The sequence below is a fragment of the Streptomyces sp. NPDC050388 genome (assembly GCF_040655635.1).
In the GTDB taxonomy this organism is placed as follows: domain Bacteria; phylum Actinomycetota; class Actinomycetes; order Streptomycetales; family Streptomycetaceae; genus Streptomyces.
This window is the reverse complement of sequence record NZ_JBFAKH010000026.1, coordinates 1-20360: the sequence shown is the minus strand read 5'-3', so window position 1 is coordinate 20360 and position 20360 is coordinate 1. Positions and strand designations below refer to the sequence as shown.

At 69.4% G+C, this 20360-nt stretch carries 25 protein-coding genes and 2 pseudogenes; 14 read left to right on the top strand and 13 right to left on the bottom strand.

All coding sequences use genetic code 11. The features are described from left to right. The first annotated feature begins 5 nt into the window (after positions 1 to 5). Entirely contained in the window at positions 6 to 191 is a 186-nt protein-coding gene (locus AB0I73_RS17005; protein ID WP_363038048.1) for a hypothetical protein, read from the top strand. Next, the gene (locus tag AB0I73_RS17000; protein WP_363038046.1) at positions 191 to 451 is read left to right on the top strand and encodes a hypothetical protein; all 261 of its coding nucleotides are present in this window, start codon (positions 191 to 193) and stop codon (positions 449 to 451) included. The genes AB0I73_RS17005 and AB0I73_RS17000 overlap by 1 nt, the downstream gene beginning before the upstream one ends. Before the next feature lie 64 nt (positions 452 to 515). On the opposite strand, the gene AB0I73_RS16995 is transcribed toward AB0I73_RS17000, so the two are convergent. Further along, positions 516 to 1079, bottom strand: a complete 564-nt coding sequence (locus tag AB0I73_RS16995) for a hypothetical protein (protein WP_363038242.1) — start codon at positions 1077 to 1079, stop codon at positions 516 to 518. Between the two features lie 311 nt (positions 1080 to 1390). Here AB0I73_RS16995 and AB0I73_RS16990 point away from each other — a divergent pair, with 311 nt between their 5' ends. Beyond that, entirely contained in the window at positions 1391 to 1978 is a 588-nt protein-coding gene (locus AB0I73_RS16990; protein WP_363038044.1) for a hypothetical protein, read from the top strand. Between the two features lie 316 nt (positions 1979 to 2294). On the opposite strand, the gene AB0I73_RS16985 is transcribed toward AB0I73_RS16990, so the two are convergent. Further along, positions 2295 to 2540, bottom strand: coding sequence for a GntR family transcriptional regulator (locus AB0I73_RS16985; RefSeq protein ID WP_363038042.1), 246 nt, complete (start codon positions 2538 to 2540; stop codon positions 2295 to 2297). Positions 2541 to 2687: 147 nt separating this feature from the next. Here AB0I73_RS16985 and AB0I73_RS16980 point away from each other — a divergent pair, with 147 nt between their 5' ends. After that, positions 2688 to 3053, top strand: a complete 366-nt coding sequence (locus tag AB0I73_RS16980) for a hypothetical protein (RefSeq protein ID WP_363038040.1) — start codon at positions 2688 to 2690, stop codon at positions 3051 to 3053. A gap of 243 nt (positions 3054 to 3296) precedes the next feature. On the opposite strand, the gene AB0I73_RS16975 is transcribed toward AB0I73_RS16980, so the two are convergent. The 3 genes from AB0I73_RS16975 to AB0I73_RS16965 all read right to left on the bottom strand — a co-directional run bounded on the left by AB0I73_RS16975 (position 3297) and on the right by AB0I73_RS16965 (position 5550). Beyond that, the gene (locus AB0I73_RS16975) at positions 3297 to 3527 is read right to left on the bottom strand and encodes a helix-turn-helix transcriptional regulator (protein WP_363038038.1); all 231 of its coding nucleotides are present in this window, start codon (positions 3525 to 3527) and stop codon (positions 3297 to 3299) included. 343 nt (positions 3528 to 3870) lie between these two features. Continuing rightward, positions 3871 to 5025, bottom strand: a complete 1155-nt coding sequence (locus AB0I73_RS16970) for a site-specific integrase (RefSeq protein WP_363038036.1) — start codon at positions 5023 to 5025, stop codon at positions 3871 to 3873. A gap of 24 nt (positions 5026 to 5049) precedes the next feature. Continuing rightward, positions 5050 to 5550, bottom strand: coding sequence for a helix-turn-helix transcriptional regulator (locus AB0I73_RS16965; RefSeq protein ID WP_363038034.1), 501 nt, complete (start codon positions 5548 to 5550; stop codon positions 5050 to 5052). Between the two features lie 121 nt (positions 5551 to 5671). On the opposite strand from AB0I73_RS16965, the gene AB0I73_RS16960 reads away from it, so the two are divergent. The 5 genes from AB0I73_RS16960 to AB0I73_RS16940 all read left to right on the top strand — a co-directional run bounded on the left by AB0I73_RS16960 (position 5672) and on the right by AB0I73_RS16940 (position 11089). After that, a complete protein-coding gene (locus AB0I73_RS16960; protein ID WP_359918228.1) occupies positions 5672 to 5866 on the top strand; it encodes a helix-turn-helix domain-containing protein in 195 nt (64 codons plus the stop codon). A 520-nt stretch (positions 5867 to 6386) separates the two neighbouring features. Continuing rightward, entirely contained in the window at positions 6387 to 7643 is a 1257-nt protein-coding gene (locus tag AB0I73_RS16955; RefSeq protein WP_363038032.1) for a DUF3631 domain-containing protein, read from the top strand. Between the two features lie 180 nt (positions 7644 to 7823). Further along, a complete protein-coding gene (locus AB0I73_RS16950; RefSeq protein ID WP_363038030.1) occupies positions 7824 to 8534 on the top strand; it encodes a hypothetical protein in 711 nt (236 codons plus the stop codon). Beyond that, a complete protein-coding gene (locus AB0I73_RS16945; protein ID WP_363038028.1) occupies positions 8524 to 10221 on the top strand; it encodes a mobilization protein in 1698 nt (565 codons plus the stop codon). The genes AB0I73_RS16950 and AB0I73_RS16945 overlap by 11 nt, the downstream gene beginning before the upstream one ends. Before the next feature lie 742 nt (positions 10222 to 10963). Continuing rightward, entirely contained in the window at positions 10964 to 11089 is a 126-nt protein-coding gene (locus tag AB0I73_RS16940) for a hypothetical protein (protein WP_361456608.1), read from the top strand. Here the strand turns inward: AB0I73_RS16940 and AB0I73_RS16935 are convergent. Continuing rightward, positions 11086 to 11646 (bottom strand): DUF5994 family protein, encoded by a 561-nt coding sequence (locus AB0I73_RS16935; RefSeq protein WP_363038026.1) that lies wholly within the window; start codon positions 11644 to 11646, stop codon positions 11086 to 11088. The genes AB0I73_RS16940 and AB0I73_RS16935 overlap by 4 nt on opposite strands. Positions 11647 to 11778: 132 nt before the next feature. Beyond that, positions 11779 to 12330 (bottom strand): transposase family protein, encoded by a 552-nt coding sequence (locus AB0I73_RS16930; RefSeq protein ID WP_363038024.1) that lies wholly within the window; start codon positions 12328 to 12330, stop codon positions 11779 to 11781. A gap of 202 nt (positions 12331 to 12532) precedes the next feature. On the opposite strand from AB0I73_RS16930, the gene AB0I73_RS16925 reads away from it, so the two are divergent. After that, entirely contained in the window at positions 12533 to 13090 is a 558-nt protein-coding gene (locus tag AB0I73_RS16925; RefSeq protein ID WP_363038022.1) for a DUF5994 family protein, read from the top strand. 210 nt (positions 13091 to 13300) lie between these two features. Here the strand turns inward: AB0I73_RS16925 and AB0I73_RS16920 are convergent, their stop codons facing one another. From AB0I73_RS16920 to AB0I73_RS16905, 4 genes are all read right to left on the bottom strand, one after another. Next, the gene (locus tag AB0I73_RS16920) at positions 13301 to 13549 is read right to left on the bottom strand and encodes a hypothetical protein (protein ID WP_363038020.1); all 249 of its coding nucleotides are present in this window, start codon (positions 13547 to 13549) and stop codon (positions 13301 to 13303) included. Between the two features lie 88 nt (positions 13550 to 13637). Then, positions 13638 to 14879, bottom strand: a complete 1242-nt coding sequence (locus tag AB0I73_RS16915) for a PP2C family protein-serine/threonine phosphatase (protein WP_363038018.1) — start codon at positions 14877 to 14879, stop codon at positions 13638 to 13640. 519 nt (positions 14880 to 15398) lie between these two features. Then, positions 15399 to 15764 carry a hypothetical protein gene (locus AB0I73_RS16910; protein WP_363038016.1) on the bottom strand — a complete coding sequence of 122 codons (366 nt, stop codon included), beginning with the start codon at positions 15762 to 15764 and terminating at the stop codon, positions 15399 to 15401. Further along, on the bottom strand, positions 15764 to 15973 hold the full coding sequence (locus tag AB0I73_RS16905; RefSeq protein WP_363038014.1) for a hypothetical protein: 210 nt from the start codon (positions 15971 to 15973) through the stop codon (positions 15764 to 15766). The genes AB0I73_RS16910 and AB0I73_RS16905 overlap by 1 nt, the downstream gene beginning before the upstream one ends. Positions 15974 to 16124: 151 nt before the next feature. On the opposite strand from AB0I73_RS16905, the gene AB0I73_RS16900 reads away from it, so the two are divergent. Both AB0I73_RS16900 and AB0I73_RS16895 read left to right on the top strand, forming a co-directional pair. Next, positions 16125 to 16607, top strand: coding sequence for an Asp23/Gls24 family envelope stress response protein (locus AB0I73_RS16900; protein WP_363038240.1), 483 nt, complete (start codon positions 16125 to 16127; stop codon positions 16605 to 16607). Positions 16608 to 16684: 77 nt separating this feature from the next. After that, entirely contained in the window at positions 16685 to 16855 is a 171-nt protein-coding gene (locus AB0I73_RS16895) for a hypothetical protein (RefSeq protein ID WP_181384007.1), read from the top strand. Positions 16856 to 17238: 383 nt separating this feature from the next. Here AB0I73_RS16895 and AB0I73_RS16890 read toward each other — a convergent pair. Further along, positions 17239 to 17463, bottom strand: a pseudogene (locus AB0I73_RS16890) (acyl-CoA desaturase); the annotation flags it as partial. Positions 17464 to 17590: 127 nt separating this feature from the next. On the opposite strand from AB0I73_RS16890, the pseudogene AB0I73_RS16885 reads away from it, so the two are divergent. Together AB0I73_RS16885 and AB0I73_RS16880 are read left to right on the top strand one after the other, a co-directional pair. Continuing rightward, positions 17591 to 18798: pseudogene (locus AB0I73_RS16885) on the top strand (PP2C family protein-serine/threonine phosphatase). Between the two features lie 84 nt (positions 18799 to 18882). Further along, complete coding sequence (locus AB0I73_RS16880; protein ID WP_361456584.1) at positions 18883 to 20151, top strand: bifunctional GNAT family N-acetyltransferase/ATP-binding protein; 1269 nt, start codon at positions 18883 to 18885, stop codon at positions 20149 to 20151. A gap of 38 nt (positions 20152 to 20189) precedes the next feature. On the opposite strand, the gene AB0I73_RS16875 is transcribed toward AB0I73_RS16880, so the two are convergent. Beyond that, positions 20190 to 20360 (bottom strand): DUF5994 family protein (locus tag AB0I73_RS16875; RefSeq protein ID WP_363038238.1); only part of this gene is annotated, 171 nt, incomplete at its 5' end.

Genomic DNA, 20360 nt, shown 5'->3' with positions numbered 1-20360 from the left:
GCCCCATGCGGATCTCGAAGTACTGGAAGGCCGTCGTCGCCGCGGCGGCCGCGGGCGCCGGCTCTCTGTCCGTCGCCGTCACCGACGACGTCGTCACCGCCGCCGAGGGATGGGCGGCCGGCCTCGCGGTCCTGGCCACGCTCGGGTTCACCTGGGCCGTGCCCAACCGGCAGGCCCTCGAGGACTCCTGATGACGGGGCCCGACCCGGGCGTGTACATCAGCAGCGCCCAGATGTACCAGGAGGTGAGGGATCTGGCTCAGACGGTCGGCCGCATCGAGTCGAAAGTAGACGGGTTCCTCGATGAGACCAAGGACATCCGCGGCGACCTCCAGGACCACGAGCTGAGGATCCGCACCCTCGAGCGGGCCCGCTGGCCCATGCCCACGATCGGTGTCCTCGCCGGAGTCGCCGGCGCCGCCACCGGCGCGATCGCCCTCTTCGCCCGATGACCACACCACGGCCCCCTCCCATCCCTTCGCGGGGTGGGAGGGGGCCGCTTTGCTGTGTCTGGGATCAGGCGGTGGCCGGCACCGGGCGGGCCTCGCTCCACAGCGCCTCGACGTGCTCGGCGAACCGGTCGAACAGGCCGCCGCTGCCACGGCGCCGCAGGTGCAGCAGCGGCGAGTCGTGCCCGAGAAGGTTCGCCAGGTGCGGTGTCACCAGCATCTCGTCATCGAACCTGAAGACGCTGAGCGCGATGTGTCCGTCGGACAGGCGTGCCTTGACGTCGTCGCCCTCGATCCGGCTGAGCGCATCGAGGGTGATCTGGATGCGGGTGCTGACCGTGAGCGGGACTGCCTCGATCTGCTCCCGTCGGCGCGTCACTTCGGACTCGGGATCGCCAACCAGGAAGCGCACCGTGCAGCCGACCGCAGCCTTGGCTGCGAGCCGTTCGGGCATCCGGGGCTGTTCCTGCCAGATGAAGTAGTTGGTGTATCCGGCGTAGGTGATCTCCCGCTTCGCGCCGTCGAAGAGGCGAGACCACACGGCGGTCGGGCACGCGTTGCGGTACGGGTACGTCGCCACGATCTCCCGGTCGGGGCCGGGCACGAAGCCCCGGATCTTGGGCCACAGCATGTCTGCGTCCACTCCTAACGCGCTCGCCACCTCGTCCCGCGTCCGTGGGTGGGGGACGCGACTCGGGTTTGATACCCAGCGGTCCACGGTCTTGACGCTCACTCCGACTCTACGGGCCAGCCGTGAGCGGGATAATCCGGCGGTCTCGATAGCGCGCTGCAGCTCCTGGTGCAAGGCAACTCCCTGGGACGTTTGGGCCACTTCGGACGGTAGCGCGTGGCGTCCCAAATGGCCCCGGTCTGTCAGTACAACCGTCCTTCCGGGGCGTCCACGATGACGGTCACCAGCAACCCCTTACACGGGAGGTAGCAGTGGCCATCACCCTCACCCGCCCCGCACCGGAGACGATCGCCGAGCGGGCCCGCACGATCCACGACGCGTGGATGGCGGACCCGGAGATGCCCGCCGTCCTCGACGGCTGCAAGAAGTACTCCTCGGACTGGACCGACGACTACGGCCAGGTCCTCATCCCCAACTACAGCGTCGGCCGTGACGCGCCGTCGCTCATCGACGACGCCCTGCGCGTCATGGCGCTGAAGAGCGCGGTGTACGAGATGACCGACGGCGACGAGCTGGCGGCCGAGCTGCCGGTCCCGGTGCCGGTCGACACCGCGGTGCACGCCCTGTGCGCGCAGTTCACCGCTCTGTCCCGGGTGCAGCAGCGCACGGGCCACCTGTTCGTGCACAGCACCGTCCGGGAGCACGAGGCCGGCCGCGCCTGGCGGCTCGGCGACTACACCCACCAGGCGTACCGTGCCACGTTCGGCCCGGTTGACGAGCGGTACTGGATCGACGAGCCGGAGGCCGAGCGGCGCCGCCAGGTCCTCGACCGCCTGTACGCCGGCATCGGAATCACCGAGCGCGGGATGGCCTCCACCATCGACTACGCCGTGGCGTAGCCGACTGGTCCGCAGGCGGCTCCGTCTCCAGCGGCTTGGGAGGCGGGGCCTGCCTGTCGGGCGGGAGTCCGATCTTGTGCGGGTGGACGCAGGCCGGGACCCGGTCGGCTGTGTACCGGCGGCCGTCGGCCGGATCGAACGGCGCCTCCCAAGTCGGCCGGTCGTAGATGACGAAGGCCTCGCGCGGAAAGCACAGGGACGGGCAGATCCCGCACACTGGCCGGTCGTCGTGGTCGGAGTCCGGGTCGATGTACGGCTGCTGCGCGGCGTCGTCGTCCATGCCCGGGAGGCTATCGGCCACGCCGCTCACAGGGAGTCATGTCTGGGGCGGCGCATCCACGACGTAGCTGCCCTTGCCGCGCACCGTGCGGACCAGGCCCTGCTCGACGAGCAGCCGAACGGCCGCCCGCGCGGTAGGTCGGGACACACCGAACTCGTCGACGATCCCCGCCTCGGACGGGATGCGCCGGCGCGGCGGGTAGGTGCCGTCGGCTATGCGAGCGGAGAGGATCCGCGCGATCTGCTCGAACAGCGGCTCGGGGCCGTCCAGGTCCACGGTCACCTTTCGACCGTAGGAGTCATACGACGATGCTTCTCGTCATGTGACGTCACCTGACAAGTGGTGACAGGCAGAGTAGCGTCGACATAAGAGGACCCCCGCGCCGTGCGACCGGCCGGGGGCATGGCCACCGCATGAGGGAGCGGCGACATGGCAGAGCCTACGCAGCCCGCCTGTATGGACGACAGCCCCACGACGACAACCGCCCGAGATCACGTGCTCGCAGCCCTCCCGCTGCCCGCCCTGGACGGACTTACCGAAGCGCAGGTGCGCGGCGTGACGTGCGTGTGGGACGGGATCTTTCTCACCCCGGCCACGGCCATCAGTCTGGGCCCGCGGAAGAAGAAGTGGCTGGACGGCACCTACGACTGGTTCCCCCGCGGCTGCAAGCGTTGCGTGGGACGGCGGGCGTACCGGCTCTTGTTCGACCACGCGCCCGCATGCGAGCGCTGCCAGAAGACTTCCACCTGTCCGGTCGCCGTCGAGGTGCACCGCCTCATCAGGGAGGGCTGCTGATGTTCTGCCAGCGCTGCGACAAGCCCCTCAAGGAAGACGACACCCAGCAGCTCGACAACCCAGGCGCCTCGGGCGCCGGGTCCACGATCACCGTGTGCCGAATCCCCTGCCGACCGACACCGCGCCAGACCGCCCCGTCCGGCCTCGGTCGATAGCCCCCGCTCCCGGCACGTAAGTCCGCCGGCCGTGCCGGTAGCGGGACGAGCGGCCCGCCCCCCGCCACCCCCGTCGGGGACGGGCCGCTCACCCAACCAGGTCGGACAAGGGCACGCCGATCACGTCGGCGATGAGGAGGAGGGAGCTGTACGGCGGGTCGCTGGTGCCGCGCTCGATGCGTTGCACTGTGCGTCGGTCGATACCGGTCATCTCCGCGAGAACCTCCTGTGTGAGGTTGGCGTGTAGGCGCAGGTCGCGGATGCGGTCTCCCAGCTCACGTCGTCGGTCGTAGGTCCAGTTGGGGAGATCGCGGGGCACTCGACAACGCTGTGATCAGCGTGATCCCATGTCAGCGTCTGGCCAGTCGCTTTTAGTGATCTTGGTTTTCAGAGACGGCCGTCTGCCCGCCGAGCACCCCCGGCGGGCAGGCGGTCTTTCTGCTGCCTGGCCTGCGCCTCTCCCGTGGGAGGGGTGGGAGAACTCTTGGGAGATGATCATGAGGAGTCGTTACGCAAGCCTGCTAGATAGCGCTAGATGCTGCTAGTTATTGGCACCGGCAAGTCGCAGGTCAGCGGCATACGCCCAGCTCACGGGAAAGCCACTCCGGTAGCCCAGCCGATCGACAAGATCTTCTGGGAGACGAAGAAGGCTTGATCTTCGATCATGCCCTCTGACCTGCGATTTTCTTGGTTGCAGTGTCTCCGAGTCCGCACCCGGTCCGCAGGCCGCCGAGCACGGCGTCCATGACGGCCCGGGTGCGGTCTTCTTCGCCCGGCCACAGGTGGGCGTAGATCCGCAGCGTGATGACGGCGGACGCGTGCCCGAGCACGAGCTGGACCTGCTTGACGCTCGCGCCGCCGGCGATGAGCGCGGAGGCGTAGAAGTGCCGCAGGTCGTGGGTCACCATGTGCGGCAGCTCGACGGCCTTGCGCCCCTCGCGCTTGGCCGCCTCGTTCCCCTCCGCCTGGAGCGCCCTGCGGGCGCAGTTCCACTCGGTCTTCCAGCGCCGATAGTTGAGCGGCTCCCCCTCCTCCATCGTGAACAGCCAGTCCTCGGACGGGCGTGCGGCGAGGTGCGCGAGGAGTGCGTCGGTGACGACCTCTCCGACCGGGACCGTACGTCGGGACTTCGCGGTCTTCGGCGGGCCGATCTTTCCGGACTGGAGCCGCTGCCGCTCGACGCGGATGGCGCCGGCCTTGAAGTCGACGTCCGACACCTTCAGGCCGAGCAGCTCGCCGATGCGCAGCCCTGACCCGGCGAGCGTGACAACGGCCGCGCGGATGTACGGCGGCATGACGCGCGCCACCGCCTCGATCTGCTCGACCGTGGGTGGGGCGACCTCCTCGTCCGGCATGGCCGGAAGAGTGATCCTGCGGCACGGGCTGGAGGCGATGACCTTGTCGTCCACGGCCGCCGTCATGACGCGTACGAGGACGTCGTAGACGTTCCGCACGCTGCCGGGGCCGAGCTGGTCGGACAGGTACTTGAAGAGCACCTGGATGTCGTTGCGGCGTATCGCCGCCATGGAGCGGGCTCCCAGCGCCGGTACGAGGTGGAGCCTCAGCGCGTTATCAGTGATGCGCTCGCCCGCCTCACTGGCGATGAGCGAGCCCTCCCACTTCTCGGCGTACTTCTCGAAGGTGACGCGGCCGGCGCGCGGATCCACGTACTGGCCGGTGACCAGGCTGGCCGTGACCTCGTCGAGCCACCGCTGGGCGTCGAGCTTGCGGTCGAAGTGGCGCGCGTGCTCCTTGCCGTCGAGGTCGCGGTAGCGGGCTCGCCATTTGCCGTTGGGGCGCTTCTGGATGTTGGCCAAGTGGCCTCTCCTTCGTTTCGGTTGTCAGTAGTGGCCGCCGTCCTCGATGTCGCTGCTGAGGGTGCGAGCGTCGCGCTCGTCGCCCATGAGGCGGAGGCACTGCTCGTGGATCGCCCGCGAGCTGTCGGGGTGGGCCTTGATGTGGTCGGCGATGGCGACCACGGCGTGATGGAGGCGGTCGCGCGCGTCTCGGGCCTCGTAGAACGCTTCGACGGCCTCTTGGACGAGCCGCCGGCTGTCGACGTCGAGCCCCTCCAGGGGCGGGGACATCAGCTCTTCCAGAGGAAGCTCGAAGACGCGGGCGAAGGCGAGGGCCTCGTCGAGATTGATGCGCCGGCGAGGGGTGCCGTTCTCGATGCGCCAGACCGCTGTCTGGTTCATCTTGACGCCGGCCCTGGTCACCCGCTCGGCCAGCTCGGTCGTGCTCCACCCTCTGACCTCGCGCTCCAGGGCGACGCGCGCGGCCACGTTCCCTTCGCTGTAGAGCAGCGGCACTTCGCCGCCCTCGGGCCTGTCGCCTGCCATCGAACCTCCATCGTCACCGTCGCTATCCCAATTGAAACATGCGCTTCCCGATTTGGGTAACCGCTGATCGCGGGGTACAACCTTATGCAGATCGAATCGCCGCCTAGTCGAATGGGAATGCATGCGATACCTGACCACCACCGAGGTCGCCGAGCGCTACCGCACAGCCGAGAGCACCGTCCGCTACTGGCGCCACATCCAGAAGGGGCCGCGCGGCATCAAGGTCGGCAAGCGGGTGCTGTACCCCGAGGCCGAGCTGCTGCGCTACGAGCGCACCCTGATCGACGGCCGAGACGAGTGGGGCCTGGCCTCGTGAGCCGCCGACAGGCCCGGACACGGCAACGGCCCCCGGCGCGCCAACGCCGAGGGCCGGAGATTCCCCTGCACGTCGCCCATCCCTGAACGAACGAACCGGTGAGGGGCGGGACCTTGCCCGTCCCGTCCCTCACCCGAGAGGAACGTCTATGGCGGACCCTACGTCCCCCGCCACCTCGAACGCACCCTCCCAGGTTGCCTGGCCCGCCGCCGCGGTCCCCGGCCAGGGCATCCCCTGGCGCAATGGGGACCGAAGCGGGGACCGAACGGAGTCACGGTCCCCTGCTGCACCCGCCAGCGGCGATGCTTCGACGGGTGTTCCGGTCGGGGACCGAAACACCCCCAGCGCGGAACATGTGCAGGTCAGTGCCTTGGGGACCGGTCCCGCGGGAGCGGAAGTCGCGGACCGGACGGAGACTTTCGGTCCCCCGGTCCCCGAACCCGATCCCCGAATCCCGGGCGAGCACGCCGTGCTCCGAGCAGATGGTGATGGCCACGGTCCCCACGTATCTGCGGGGACCGTGGTCCCCGACGGCGGATCGGGGACCGGGGACCGCGCCGGTGCGGGCGGTGAGACGGCCGACGAAGGAGCTGCGCTGCTGGATGACCTACGTGCGGCTATCGGGCGGTACGTGGTGCTGCCGAGCGACGAGGCTCTGACGGCGGTCACGTTGTGGGTGGCAGCCTCCCACATCCAGCCCGCTCTCCAGCACGCGCCACGGCTGGCGGTCGTGGGGCCGACCAAGGGATGCGGCAAGTCCCGCGTCCTGGACGTGCTCCACGAGACCGTGCACCAGCCGATGATGACGGTGAACACCTCTCCCGCGGTGGTCTTCCGCGTCATCGGCAAGAACCCGCCGACGCTGCTGGTGGACGAGGCCGACACCATCTTCGGCCCCAAGGCCGGCGACAAGGAGGACCTGCGGGGCCTGCTGAACGCCGGGCACCAGCGCAACCGGCCCGCCTGGCGGATCTCCGGACCGGAGCACAAGCCGACCGCGTTCCCCACCTTCGCCATGGCCGCGCTTGCCGGGATCGGCGACCTGCCCGACACGATCATGGACCGGGCGGTCGTCATCCGCATGCAAAAGCGCAAGCCGGGCGAGCGCATCACCCCGTTCCGCTCGCGCTACTCACTGCCCGAACTGCACGCGCTGCGCGACCGGCTGACCGCCTGGCTGACCCCGCTGCGTGGCACGGCTGCCGGGCTGGTGCCGACGATGCCGGTCGAGGACCGGGCCGCCGACACGTGGGAGCCGCTGGTGATCGTCGCCGACCTGGCCGGCGGACACTGGCCCACCAGCGCCCGTGCCGCCTGCCTGGCGATGACCCGCAACGAGGTGGTCCAGGACGAGCAGACGACGCTGAAGACGCGGCTGCTGCGTGACGTCCGCCGCGTGTTCGAGCAGGAGGGCCACAAGGAGGCGCTGCGCAGCCAGGACCTGCTCGCCGCCCTCGTCCAGGACGCCGAGGCGCCCTGGGCCGAGTACGGGACGAAGGGCCTGAACGCCTACCACCTGGCCAACCTGCTCAGGGACTTCGGCATCAGCCCGGCCAACCACCGTTTCGAGAACGGCAGGCAGGCCAAGGCATACGCCCGCAACCAGTTCCTCGACGCCTGGGCCCGCTACTGCCTCGACCCTGCCCAACCAGCCCCCGCAGCCGGGCTCGAGGCCGCGCCCGCAGGCCCAGCCCAGGGCAAGCTGCCCGCCCCTCCGTCCGGGACGCTGCCCATCGGCCCACCCGGCGGGCCTGCCGGCCCCAAGCCCACGCGCTGACACCAGCTCCGTATCAATCCGTCGCATCCGTCCCCGCACAGGTCAGCGCGGGGACGGAGTTCCTCGCCGATACGGATCACTCCGTACCGGCGACCGCCTCCGTACCTGTCCTGACCAGCCACGGGACGGATGCAACGGACGTGACGAAGCCCCACCCCACACGACCACCGGAGCACCACCATGCCCGAAACGAGCACCGACAACGCCCCCACCCGCCGCCGCATGACTCTCTTCGGCCTGCCCCGCCGATCAGCAGCAAGCTGGAGCGAACGAGCCTCTAACGAGGCTTCGTCCGCGCTTGCCCCCGCCCCAGGGGAGGCGGAGGAGAAGGCCGAGCGCCAGGGGGCGCCCGAGCCGGAGGAGGGCATAGCCGAGACCAGCTGTCCGCCCGCGGCCGGCTCCATCGCCCCGCGCACTCAGCCGCCGGCCGATGTCCAACCGCCCGCCGAGCAGCCCTCCTGGCGGGATCCCGACGCCCCCGCCCTGCCCGCACTGATGAACCGCAAGCGCACCGTGGAGAAACGCGACCAGGAGAAGACCATCCGCTTCACCCGGACCGCGGTCCGCGTGATCAGCGCCGCCGCTCACCAGCGCGGCCAGAAGTTCGCCGGATTCGTCGGGGACGCCGCCCTCGCCGTCGCCCTGGGCAAGGCGGGGCTGGTCGGCAGCCCGGAGGACGACCCGGTCCGCCCGCTGATCGAGGCCGTCGAGGCACACACGGTCGCCCTGGACCGCATCGGCGGCAACCTCAACCAGATCACCGCAGCCATCCACCGAGGAACGGTGCCCGAGCGTGCCGAGGCGGTGTTGGACCGCGTCGAGCAAGCGGCCCAGAACAGCTACCGGCTGATCGACCAGCTCCTGGCGGAGGGCACCGCGCATGGTTCCTGACGTCTCCACCGGTTCCGACACCCGCGGACTGATCGTCTACCTCTTCGGCCCCGGTCGCCGCGACGAACACATCGACCCTCATATCGTCGCCGCCTGGGACATGGCCGGCGCCCCGGACCCGGGCCGCGACGCGGCAGCCACCTACACCCAGCTCGCCAAGCGCCTCGACACCCACGTCGACCTGCGCACCCGCGAACTGGGCGGCAAGAAACCACCTCAGCATGTCTGGCACTGCCCGGTCCGCACCGCGCCCGGCGACCGCTACCTCACCGACGCCGAGTGGGCCAAGGTCGCCCGCCGCATCGTTCACGCCACAGGCATCGCCCCCGAAGGCGACGAGAGGGCATGCCGGTGGATCGCGGTGCGCCACGCCGACGACCACATCCACCTCATGGCCACCACCGTCCGCGCCGACGGGCGCCGCCCGCGCACCCACCACGACGGACAGCGGGCCCAAGCCGAATGCCGCAAGATCGAAACCGAGTTCGGCCTGCGCCGCCTGAAGTCCGGCGACCTCACCGCACCGCGCACCCCCACCGGCGCCGAACGCGCCAAGGCCGAGCGCCGGGGCCAGACGGTCACAACACGGCAGTGGCTGCGCGAGCAGGCGTACGCGGTCGCCGCCGCCGTACGCACCGAAGCCGACTACTTCACCGTGTTGCGGTCCCTCAGCATCCAGGTCAAGCCGCGCATCGGCCCCGAGACAGGCGACGTGATCGGCTACAGCCTGGCCGCTCCCGGCGACACCAACGACCAAGGCGAGCCAATCTGGTACGGCGGCTCCAAACTCGCCCCCGACCTGTCCATCAACCGCCTGCGCGAACGCCTCGCCACCCAGGAAGTGGCCGACCGCCCACAGCACGTGGCGGATTCCAACACGCCATGGTGCCGCGTCGAGAGCGCCCTCAACACGGCGAGCGCCGTCCTCGACTCGGACGACGACGCCGCAGCCCAGGGCCACCTGGATGCCTTCGGCGACGCCCTGCACACCATGGCTCACGCCACGAACGGCCCGCATCGGGACGAATTGGTGGCGGCGGCCCAGGCGTTCAACCGGGCTCGCCGCTCAACAATCCGGGCCGACCACCAGGCCGCCACCGCTCTGCGCCAGGCCGCCAAGGAACTCTCCCATGCCCCCGATGAGCCAGGCGGGCTCGCCATCGCCCTGCTCTTCGCCGCCCTGCACCTGGCCTGCGCCTCCGCCAAGTGGCACGAGCAACGCGGCCATGAGCAGCAGGCCGCTGCGGCCGAGCAAGCCTTCCGCCACCTCCAGGCGGGCTATCAGCAGGCCGCCGAACCGGTCTTGGCGAACCTCGCCCGCCGCGCACCGCGCGCCACAACCGCCAGCCGCTTCGAGCAGGATGTTCGCGCGGCCCTCCCTGACCACGCCGACCGCGTCCTCGCCGACCCCGCGTGGGCTGCCCTGACCACAGCCCTCGCCCACGCCGAGACCGCCGGCCACAACCGCCGGCGCCTCCTGGCCAAGGTCGGCGCCCAGCGAGAACTCGACAGCGCCGAGCACCCCGCCGAGGTCCTCACCTGGCGCATCACCGCTCAACCGAGCAGGCGTGCCCAGTCAGCACGCAGGCGAAGCACCGTCAGGGGCACGTCGTCCATGTCCGCCGCGCCACAGCCTTCGGCCACACAAGTGAACATGAGGGTCGAAGAACGCGGCCGGCACCGCTGATCCCGGTCAGATGCCCTCGCCACACGTCGTGGCGAGGGCATCGACTCTTCTGCCACGGGTCCGCGTCAGGCTGCCTCAGTTCCGCTCGAAGCAGCGGGTGCACCGGTCCGCATGGCGGGCAGCCGCCCCGCCCACGCTTGGGCCTCGGCCAGGTGTTCAGCCTGCAGTCCGGCGCGGGGGTCAGGTTGGACTAGGCGCCGCGGGCGGTGCGCTCCACGGTCCAGGCGGGGCTTGATGTCGGTCTGATTGTTTTCGGCAGGATGTATGGGAGCCACTCCGGCACTGAGGTCGGGAGCCACGTTGCCCCATCCGTGGTGGGGATGGACACGACGCAGGTCCGTGATCGGCAATGAGATTGAGAGCCACCTCGATCGGGTGATTTCTGGCTCTGGCGGTGATGGCTCGACGCGCAAATGCCGGATGTGCGGCAGCCCCCTTGCTCCGCTGCACCGCTATGCCTCCAACGCTGCCCTGTGACAGAACTACGCACCGCTGGCGCCGCGGTCCGCGCCATACGCTGCCATCAACTACGCGTGGGTTCCTTGGTGGCTGGTGTCAGAGAGGTAACCTCGCCCATCTCTCCCCCCCGCGGTAGCGGTTGAGGCCACGGCGGTGGCTGAGGCAAAGGTGGCGGCCAGGGTGGCGGCCAGGGTGGCGGCCACCCGGCGATCACTACTGACATCCGTTCGGCGAGATCCATCGTGCACCTGCCAAGAGCTTCACGGGCTATGGAGTGGAGGGGATGAAGGTCCATCTCGGTGAAGTCAGCCGGGTCGTGCAGATGACGGGCGACTGGCGGTCCGAGGCCAGGCGGGGTGGGTCGAACTCGGCGGTGCTCCGCACCGACGTGCTGACCGGTGCGGGCTAAACAGGGCCTGCGGCGCCGCCCTCGGCCTCCTGGATCCGCTGGCCCTCCGCGTCGACCGCCGGCAGGGGCACCGCGTCGGGGATTTCGAGGGTGGTGCCGGTAGCGGCGAGGATCGTCGCAGCCGGCATGCGGTTGCCGGTCCGCGCGGCCATCGCCATGGCCGCCGCCGCGGCCGGCGCGGTGGCCCACGGCGGAACCACGAGAAGCATGAAGTGGTCGCTAAGCCCGCGGGTCACGCTCATCGTGTCATCGCTGGCGGTGAACCAGCCGATGTGAACGACGCGGCCGTCGATCGTGAGGCTGCGTGGGATGTCGTCCCAGGCGTCCTGGTCCAGCCCGACGCGCAGGATCGCGCCGAGGTGCGCGCTCAGTGCGGTGATGAGGCCGGGCAGCTCGGCGCGGACATCGCGGGAATGCGGCCACCACGCGCCATCGAACATCCCCGCGCGGGCCAGCGTAGGCTCCAGGATCAGCCGGACTGCCGAGGGCGCCGTCGGCCGCGGGAAGAGGTCGGGGGAGCACCCCCATACGAATGCAGTGCTGTGGTTCGGCAACATGGCGTGCCGCCCGTCTCGGTTCTCGACAGAACTGGCTTGATCTAGGGCGACGCCGACTCGGCTGCCAGCGATGAAACGTCCTGGTGACTACAATTGTACTCCGCGCAACCGGTGGCGGGGCGGGGCTCGCGCTCAGGTGGTTCGCTCCCGCAGAGCCCGCCCGACGATCTCCCCCTGCTGGCTCCGGGTGTGCGTAGTTGAGGTACAGGAAGCAGCGCCGGGATTGATCATGGTCGTGCGCTGGAGATGCATCACGCACGCGTCGGCCGGTATCTGGGCGATCTGCTCGGTGAACGACCGCCGGGGACACCGCGGCTCACGGCAGAACCAGCGGCGCTTGTGCCACAAGAACTCCAGGCCGCTGTCCCCGTAGGGAAGATCGCGGGGCCGGGTCACCGCCGAGCCCCTCGCCCGGGAGGCGAATACCCCGCAGGCCGGACAGGCCCGCGCCGACTCGTCCGCCGTGACCGATGGACCCGGCGTCTGCCGCCCTCGGGCCGCTCGACACGTGCGACGGACACCCCGTCGAGGTCGAGCAGCAACGTCGTATCGTTGACCAAGCCCGTGGCTCCTGCGTGATCGTTCTGCGTCGAGAACAGAAATGATCAGGTATGACCACGGGCGCTCTGCATTCGGATGCCGACAACCACCACGACCGTCACCATCGTGACGACAGGTCAGCACCGCCGGCCGAGTGCACCGCTCAAGTTCGAAGACCCTTCAAAACGCCCTGATATCCGTCATCCTGAAACCGCCCGGCGGGCTCTATCCGGGAGTACCCTGAAATTACCGAGGGCATTTCGCATAAGAGTTTCTAAGCTCCTGTCGTTCTCGGTGATTCACAACATCGGGCCGGTGTACACCGGTCCGGGGACAGGTCCGCGTCATGACCGCTACCATTCTGTATACGTCGGCGGCCGAGGAGCGGACCTTTTTGCTGCCGCTGCGTCTCGCGCTCGCCTCAACGGACACCCCTGGTGCTCTTCTGGACGGTGCGTGGTGGCCCCGTTCCCGTGACTCCCGCGATCTGGCGGCGGAACTTCCTGCGTTGACAGCGGTGCTGGATCCCCTTTGGGGACGCATCACCCATGTCACGGTGAACCCGACCCTGTGGCCGGTCATCCCACGGAAGGTGCCCGTTGACGGGCATGTGGTGAACGTCGGCTGGTTCAGGGCCGAGCGAGACCCCCACAAGCTGTTGCTGCTCTCCTACACCGTCGGCCGCTGGGACCTGCTGGTGATTCCGCCGCAGACGGATCCGGCCATCGCCGCCTGGCTGATGACCGCGGCTACCGGTCCGCTGCGCAGCCACACAGCGAGTGATCTGCTGGAGAGGGCCGAATCCCAACGGATGGTGACAGAAGCCGACCAGGCCCGAGAAGCGGTCTGGGACTCCGAGGGCGGCCATGGCGCCCGTGTGACCGCGCCGGCACGCTCAGCGTGATCCTCGAAACGGCCCCGGTGAAACCGCCGGGGCCGTCCTTTCAGGCGCAACACGTGAGAGTGCGCAACCCACAATCCACGGTACACCTGCAGGTAGTTTCCGACGTGATTCCGTAGGCTGACGCGAAGCATGAGCACATTCTGCTCGGACCTCAAGCACCGACGACCGGGCTCAGCAGCCGACAGCGCCCGGCCGCCGGCAGAGTGCTTGCTATTCCGCATGACCGCGCCACTGCCCCTGGGCACGGAACCGGAGTCCGGGAGCGTAGATCGATTCGACGACAGCGGCTTCGCCTTTGGTCACCCTGAGGATCCGCAATGCGCCGCTCGGAAGCAGGTCGTACTCGTACGTGGCGGGCGACTCACCTTCGGTGATGTCGTCGTAGGAAATATCTGCAGCCGCCAGCTCCGCGTATTCCTTGGGGGGCCGGTTCTCCACCAGCTTGATGAACACGCTCATACCTTGACGATAGATCCCTCGCAGTTTTCTCGCGTGACATGCCAGATCTCACCGCCAACGGCCGCACCACCAGTCGGGCGGTATCGGCTCATTCCAGGGTGGCAAGGTGGTCGGCGGCGCCCCCGCGCCACTCGATCAGGAAGAGGGTCGCGTCGTCGCTGGTGATCCCGCCCCGCTCCTCTATCAGGGCGTGGGAGAGGGAGCGCACCACCGCCCGAACCCCTTCCTCGGCGTGCTCGATGCGGTTGACCCAGGCGATGAGTTGCTCCTCGCCGAACTGCTTCCCGCCGGCTTCGTGCTCCTCGATCAGGCCGTCGGTGAAGCACAGCACCCGGTCGCCGACCTGGAGCGTCTGCTCGCTGAGCTGGGGCTCGTCGCCGCCGAAGCCGACCGGCAAGGTGGTCGCACTCTCCAGTTGCCGGACGACCTGGTGGTTGCGAATCAGCAGCGGTGCCGGGTGGCCGGCGTTGACCCATTGCAGGTGGCCGGTCGCAACGTTCAGGCGCATCATCTGCGCGGTGACGAAGTGCTCGGGCCCGAACTGCCCGGCGATGGCCCGGTCCATGAACGCGTAGATCCCGGACAGCCCGACGTCGGCGCGTCGGGCGTGCCGGTAGGCGCCGATGGCGACGGTCGCCATGGTGGCGGCGTCCAGACCGTGGCCCATCGCGTCGATCGTGGCCACGTGCAGGATGTCGTCGTTGAGGGCGTAGTCGAAGCTGTCTCCGGCGACGCTGTAGGCGGGCTCGAGGATGCCGGCCACCGCGACCTGCGGGGTGAACATCGACAGCGGCGGCAGCAGGGACCACTGGATCTCCGCGGCCACGCTCATCGGCTCGCGCCGTCGGGTCTGGAAGAACTGGTCGATGTAGCTGTTCTTGGTGACCAGCACGTGGGCGGCCAGGCCGGCCAGTCTGCGCAGCAGCCGCCGGTCGTCGTCGTCGACGGTGTCCAGGGTGAGGGCCAGCACCCCCACCTGGTCGCTGCCGTCCAGCAACGGCAGGTACATCCGGACGCCGTCGGCCTGCGGTACCTCCACAGGGGTCGCATACAGGAAGGCCGTGCCGGCGTGGGAGTCACCGATCGGCTCGGGCTCCCCGACGGACAGCCACCTACCCGCCAGCGGCACCAGCACCCGTTGGCCGTAGTCCTGCAGGAGGATCGAGACGTCGCGGCCACCGACCCTGGCCACCTCTTCCGCGATCAGCGGGGCGATCAGCTGCGGCGGCATCTCGTGCGCCCGATCCAGCAGCACCCCCAGCAGCCGCTCGCCGAACCCTTCCGACCGGTCCACCATGGCCTTGTCAGGCCGCCGCCCACCGTCCGCCACAGCCGCTCCCTTTCACCACAGCAGAGCCGGTTTCGCCCGCTGGGCGGGCCTCTCCAAGGGGCCGCTCACCAGACGGCTGGCCTCGGCCTTGGGGCCTGGGACAGACCCGGCTCACCTTGCAGATCCGCTCGAAGACCCACTCACGCGATCTGTACACACGGGTTCCTGACCGACTGTGATCAACCCGCACAGAGTGACGCGGCCGACTGGTCTAAAGGGCTCATTACGCCAAAAGCGGCATGTCGCACCCGGTCGGGACAGGTGGCTCTCAACTTCGATGCCCAAACGGTGGCTCCCGATCTCACTGTCCGAGTGGCTCTCATTCACCCTGCCGAAAAGAGGCTGATGCAGGCGCACGTTGTGGGTGGCCCACAGGATGTCAGGTCCCGGTCGTTTGGATCGCGGCGGCCCTCGGCCACGAGGAGCGCCGGTTGGTCGGTGGTGGTGTCCCCGTGGACGGCTTCGAGGCCCAGTACCCGCTGTGGCCGGGATGCCGGTGTGCAGAGGTTGACTCGGAACTCATGCCGCGTCGTGCCGGGCGGTGATACGGGTCACCGTGACCTCGACGGTGACCCGCTCCACGACACCGAGGGCGGCGAGGTGGGAGATGGCGGCGGCCCCCACCCGGTCGTGGACGTTCCGGGCGATGTCCAGCGCCCGCCGGCCCTCGGCCAGGACGCAGCGCACCTCGATGTGCCCTCCCGGACCGTCCGGTGCCCGGTCGGCGCGGATACCTGCCTCGGGCGACGTGCGGTGAGGGGTGGTGTCCGTCCGAGCGGGCGCGGTGGCTGCCGCGAGGCGGGGGGACAGGCCCGCCACGCCAGGGACCGCAAGGGCTGCCTCGGCCGCGACGCCGAGGAGCGTGGTCGTGCGGGTGACGGTCATCACATACCACCACCGGTCGGGAGGCCGGAGCCGAGGGGCGGCTCCGGCTCCAAGACGTCGATCACGGTGATGCCGGCGGCCGTCACGGCAAGCCCCAGGTCCTGTCCGGCCGAGTCGAGGACCGATCGGCGCACCTGAGGGACCCGGTGGGGCAGCGGGCGGTCCAGCAGGTCGCATCCCAGCTGTGGGGAAGCAGTGCGTTCGATCATGACACTCCCGCGCAGGCTCGGAACGAGCGCGTACCCCTGCACAAATGCGTGCCGCACGTCACACTTCATGTGTGTGAGAAATCCGCCCCGCATGTCCAACCTTTCGTCGGATACCACACCGGTGTCCGACCGACCGATCGAGGCGACCGCCATGACGGACAACATCACCAGCGTCGGCGCGGGCAGCCGGTCCGACACGGGCGTGAGCGCGCTGAAGGGCCGTACCGGAGCTGGAACTCCGGCCGAGACACGGGGGAAGACCACCATCGCGGACGGCGTGGTGGCCAAGATCGCGGGCATGGCCGCCCGCGAGGTACCGGGCATTTACAACCTCGGGGCGGGCATGGCCCGCGCCTTCGGCGCCATGCGGGAACGCGTCCCCGGCGGAGGCGGCGGCGTCACGCGGGGAGTGAAGGTCGAGGTCGGCGAGCGCCAGGCCGCCGTGGACCTGGACGTCGTCGTCGAGTACGGCGTCTCCATCGTCGACGTCGCCGGCGACGTACGCACCAACGTGATCAGCGCGGTGGAGCGGATGACGGGACTGGAGGTCGTCGAGGTGAACATCGCCGTCGACGACGTCCACCTGCCCGACGAGGAGGAAGAGTCCGAACCGGACGAGGGCCGCGTGAGGTGATCCGCCGTGACCACCGCCGCCGCGTCCCGGCGTAAGCGGCTGATCACGCGGATGACGCTCGCGAGACGGGTGAGTGCATGATGAACACAGCGACGACGGGCCTCGCGGCCGGGATGGCCCTGGGCTTCGCCGGTTACTTCGGCGGCTTCTGGGCATTCCTGCTGGTTCTGGTCCTGGGGGCGGCGGGGCTGATCGTCGGCCTCGTCGTGCAGGGCGACCTCGACGTCCGCGGACGGAGGCAGCGGTGAGGACCCGGCCCGGCTCCCCACCCTTCGACGAAGGGCCCGGCCCAGTCCCGGCGTGCCGCCCTCGATGCCCTCTGCGAAGGCCCACTCCGAACCGCCCATCGGTCCACCGACTTCCCTGACATGCCCACCGAGACCCGACTACAGGTCGCCCGCCACAAACCACACCGCGCGGAGTAAGGAGGAGGCCGACCATTCCCGTGTCCACCCCTTTGCGGTCTTTCGCAGTTCACAGGGGAACCGACACTGCTCCTCAAGGGCGAGGTCATGATCATCCTGGGCATCGTTCTGCTCGTCGTCGGCTTCGTCACCGGGATATCCATCCTGTGGGTCCTCGGCGCAATGGGACACGCCGTCGCCGGTCGACGTCACTCCTGGTGATCGGGTCAGGTCCGGCGGGCGGCCATACGGGCCGCAGTCGGCCGGCGCACGTCGTAGACCCAGCCGAGGCGTTCGAGGAGGCGGATGAACGCGACGGAGAAGTCGATCCGACCGCGGTCGACGCCGTGCCGGGCGCAGGTGGGGTCGGCGTGGTAGAGGTTGTGTCAGCTCTCGCCGAACGAGAGCAGGGCCGGCGACCACAGGTTGGTGGCCCGGTCGTGGCGACGGGATGGGAGCAATGGCCCGGGTGGATCGGGCGGCGGTCGCACGCTGCTCTGGTCGGTCAGGCTGCATCGGGAGTTCGTGTGCACAGTTTCTTCGTGAGGAGCCATCCGAGCGTCCACCGTGGCCACGGCGATGACGGTCAGTGAGCGGCAGGGCAGTGGAGGGGGCACGGACCGGTCGGAGGGGTTCGGGGAGGAGCTTCTGGGGGCTCTGCTGGACCAGGGACACGAGTTGCCGCCGCATCTGCTCGGTCCGCTCGTTGCGCAGCAGGTGGACAGGCTCGGTAGCCGCGAGACCTCGGTTTTCTTGCAGGACTACGGTCAGGTGTGGCTTGTGCCCCTGCCGGGCGACGGGCTGACGGCCGGGGATCCGCAGCCGATCGACGGCTCCGATGCCGGTCGTGCCTTCCAGGTGGCACGTCGTCTCGAGGTGCCTCAGGCCGATGGTGTACGGGTCTACTCGCCTCTGCTGGACGGCGGCGACCAGGTGGGCGTCCTGGCCGTCACTCTGGACGGGATCGACGACGATGACCGGCGGCTGCTGCGCAGGATCGCCACTCTGCTGGCCGACATGCTGGTGACCAAGCACGGGTACACCGATCTGTTCTTCCAGGTCCGGCGCAGAGAACCGATGAGTGTGGCGGCGGAGATCCAATGGTCACTGCTGCCGCCGCTGGCCATGTCCACGCCTCGGGTCATGTTGGCCGGAATGCTGGAGCCCGCCTACGACGTGGCCGGCGACAGCTTCGACTACGCCCTCAACGGTGACGTGCTGCATGTGGCCATGATCGACGCAATGGGGCACGGCCTGGACGCCGCCACGGTGGCCATCGGCGCCTACCGGCATGCCCGGCGGATCAGCGTCGGCCTGCCGGAGATCTATGCGTTCATGGACCGGGCCATCGCCGAGCAGTTCGGCCCCGACCACTTCGTGACCGCTCAGATGATGCGGCTCGACACAATGACGGGCCGTGTCCAGTGGGCCAACGCGGGACATCCCGCCCCCTGCTGATCCGCGGACACCGTGTTGTCCGGCGGCTCCGCGGCCCGACGACGCTCCCTGTCGGCTTCGGCGGTCACGAGCCCCGGATCAGTGAACTGATCCTCGCTCCCGGAGACCGGATCATGTGCTTCACCGACGGGTTGATCGAGGAGCACGATGCCGGTGGTGAGGAATTCGGTGAGGAACAGCTCATCGGCTGGGTGGACCGCATCGAACGTACGGCGCATGAGATCCGGGCCGTAGCCCGTTCCCTCTCCCACACGCTCAAACGGGCACGGGGCGGGAGCACGACGGACGACGCGACGCTCCTGCTCATCGAGTGGCGCGGCGCCGACTGATCGGACTCACGGCCGGCGCCTGTCGCGCGCGCACTCCATGCATCGGCTGATGATGGGAGTACGGCCGAACATGCGGAGCTGATGATGACGGGGTGGCGTGTCAGGGACTACTCCCAGGACGATCTCGAAGCGGTGATCCGCGTCGATGCGGAGAGCAGCACGGCCGAAGAGCCACCTCTCTTCCCGCTCTCGGACGCCGTGGCGGCCCTCCAAGCCCTCCACCCTGCGGTGGTGGCCACGGCGGACGAGGTGGTGGTCGGCGCCGCGGTGAGCAGAGTGGAGGGCGACCGCGCATGGATCCTGCGCATCTGCATGGCACCTGCCTGGCGGCACCGGGGGCTGGGCAGCGACCTGATCACCGCCCTGGAGCACCGGCTCTTCGCCGGTGGCGTCCGCGCGGTGCACGCGGTGCTGCCGGAGGGCGAGACCGGTGCCGCCGCTCTGCACAACTGCGGCTTCGGCGCCCGCTCGGGCATGGTCGTCTTCGAGAAGCGCGGGCCGGTGACTCCTCAGGAGGTCAGCATGCTCTCCTCGCTCGGGGCGGAGCTGCCACCCGGGGGACTGTGGCAGAAGGTCGCGGGCATGCACAGGGAGAAGCAGCTCATCGAGCGCCGCCTGGTCCTGCCACTGGCCCATCCCGAACTGGCCGCCCAGCACGGTGTGGAACTGCCGCGAGCGGTGATGCTGTTCGGTCCGCCCGGGACCGGCAAGAGCACGTTCGCACACGCGATCGCCGGCCGCCTGGGCTGGCCCTTTCTCGAACTGTTCCCCGCACGTCTGGCTGCCGAGTACGGTCTGGCGAGCGGGCTGAGCCGGCGCTTCGACGAGATCGCCCAGCTCGACCACGTCCTGGTCTTCATCGACGAGGTCGAGGAGGTGGCCGGTGAACGCAGTGGTGCGGACGCGACCGCGGTCGGCGTCGTCAACGAGCTGCTCAAGGCGATCGTCCGGTTCCGCACCCAGGACGGGCGGCTGCTCGTCTGCGCCACGAACAACGTGACCACCCTCGACCCGGCCTTCCTGCGGCACGGTCGCTTCGACTACGTGCTGCCCATCGGCCCTCCCGACCACAGCGCCAGGACCGCACTGTGGAGGAGCTACCTGGCCCGAGCGGGCGCCCAGGCCGACAGCGCGGCACTCTCGTCCGCCAGCGAGGGGTTCACCCCCGCCGACATCGCCCACGTGGCACGTACTGTCTCCCAGGCCCAGTTCGAGCGCACCTTCGACACCGGAACCCGGACCCTGCCCACCACGGACGACTACCTGGCCACGATCCGCGACACCCAGCCCACGGTCAGCAGCGCCACGGCTCAGGAGTTCGCCGAGCAGACCGAGAAGTTCGCCCGTATCTAGCGTCCCGACTTCCGGAGGTCCGGGCTGCGACGGAGGTGTCAGTTCGGCGGAGACGGCGTGTCGTTGCCTGTGTCGATGAGGATCTGTTCGGCCCCGGTGACGTTGTCGGCCTGGACGGCCCTGGCCATCGCGGCGCGTGCCGCGTCAGGCATCGTGTCCGGCGGGACTACCAGCAGGGAGAAATGGTCCCGGTCGCCTCGGGTGATGAG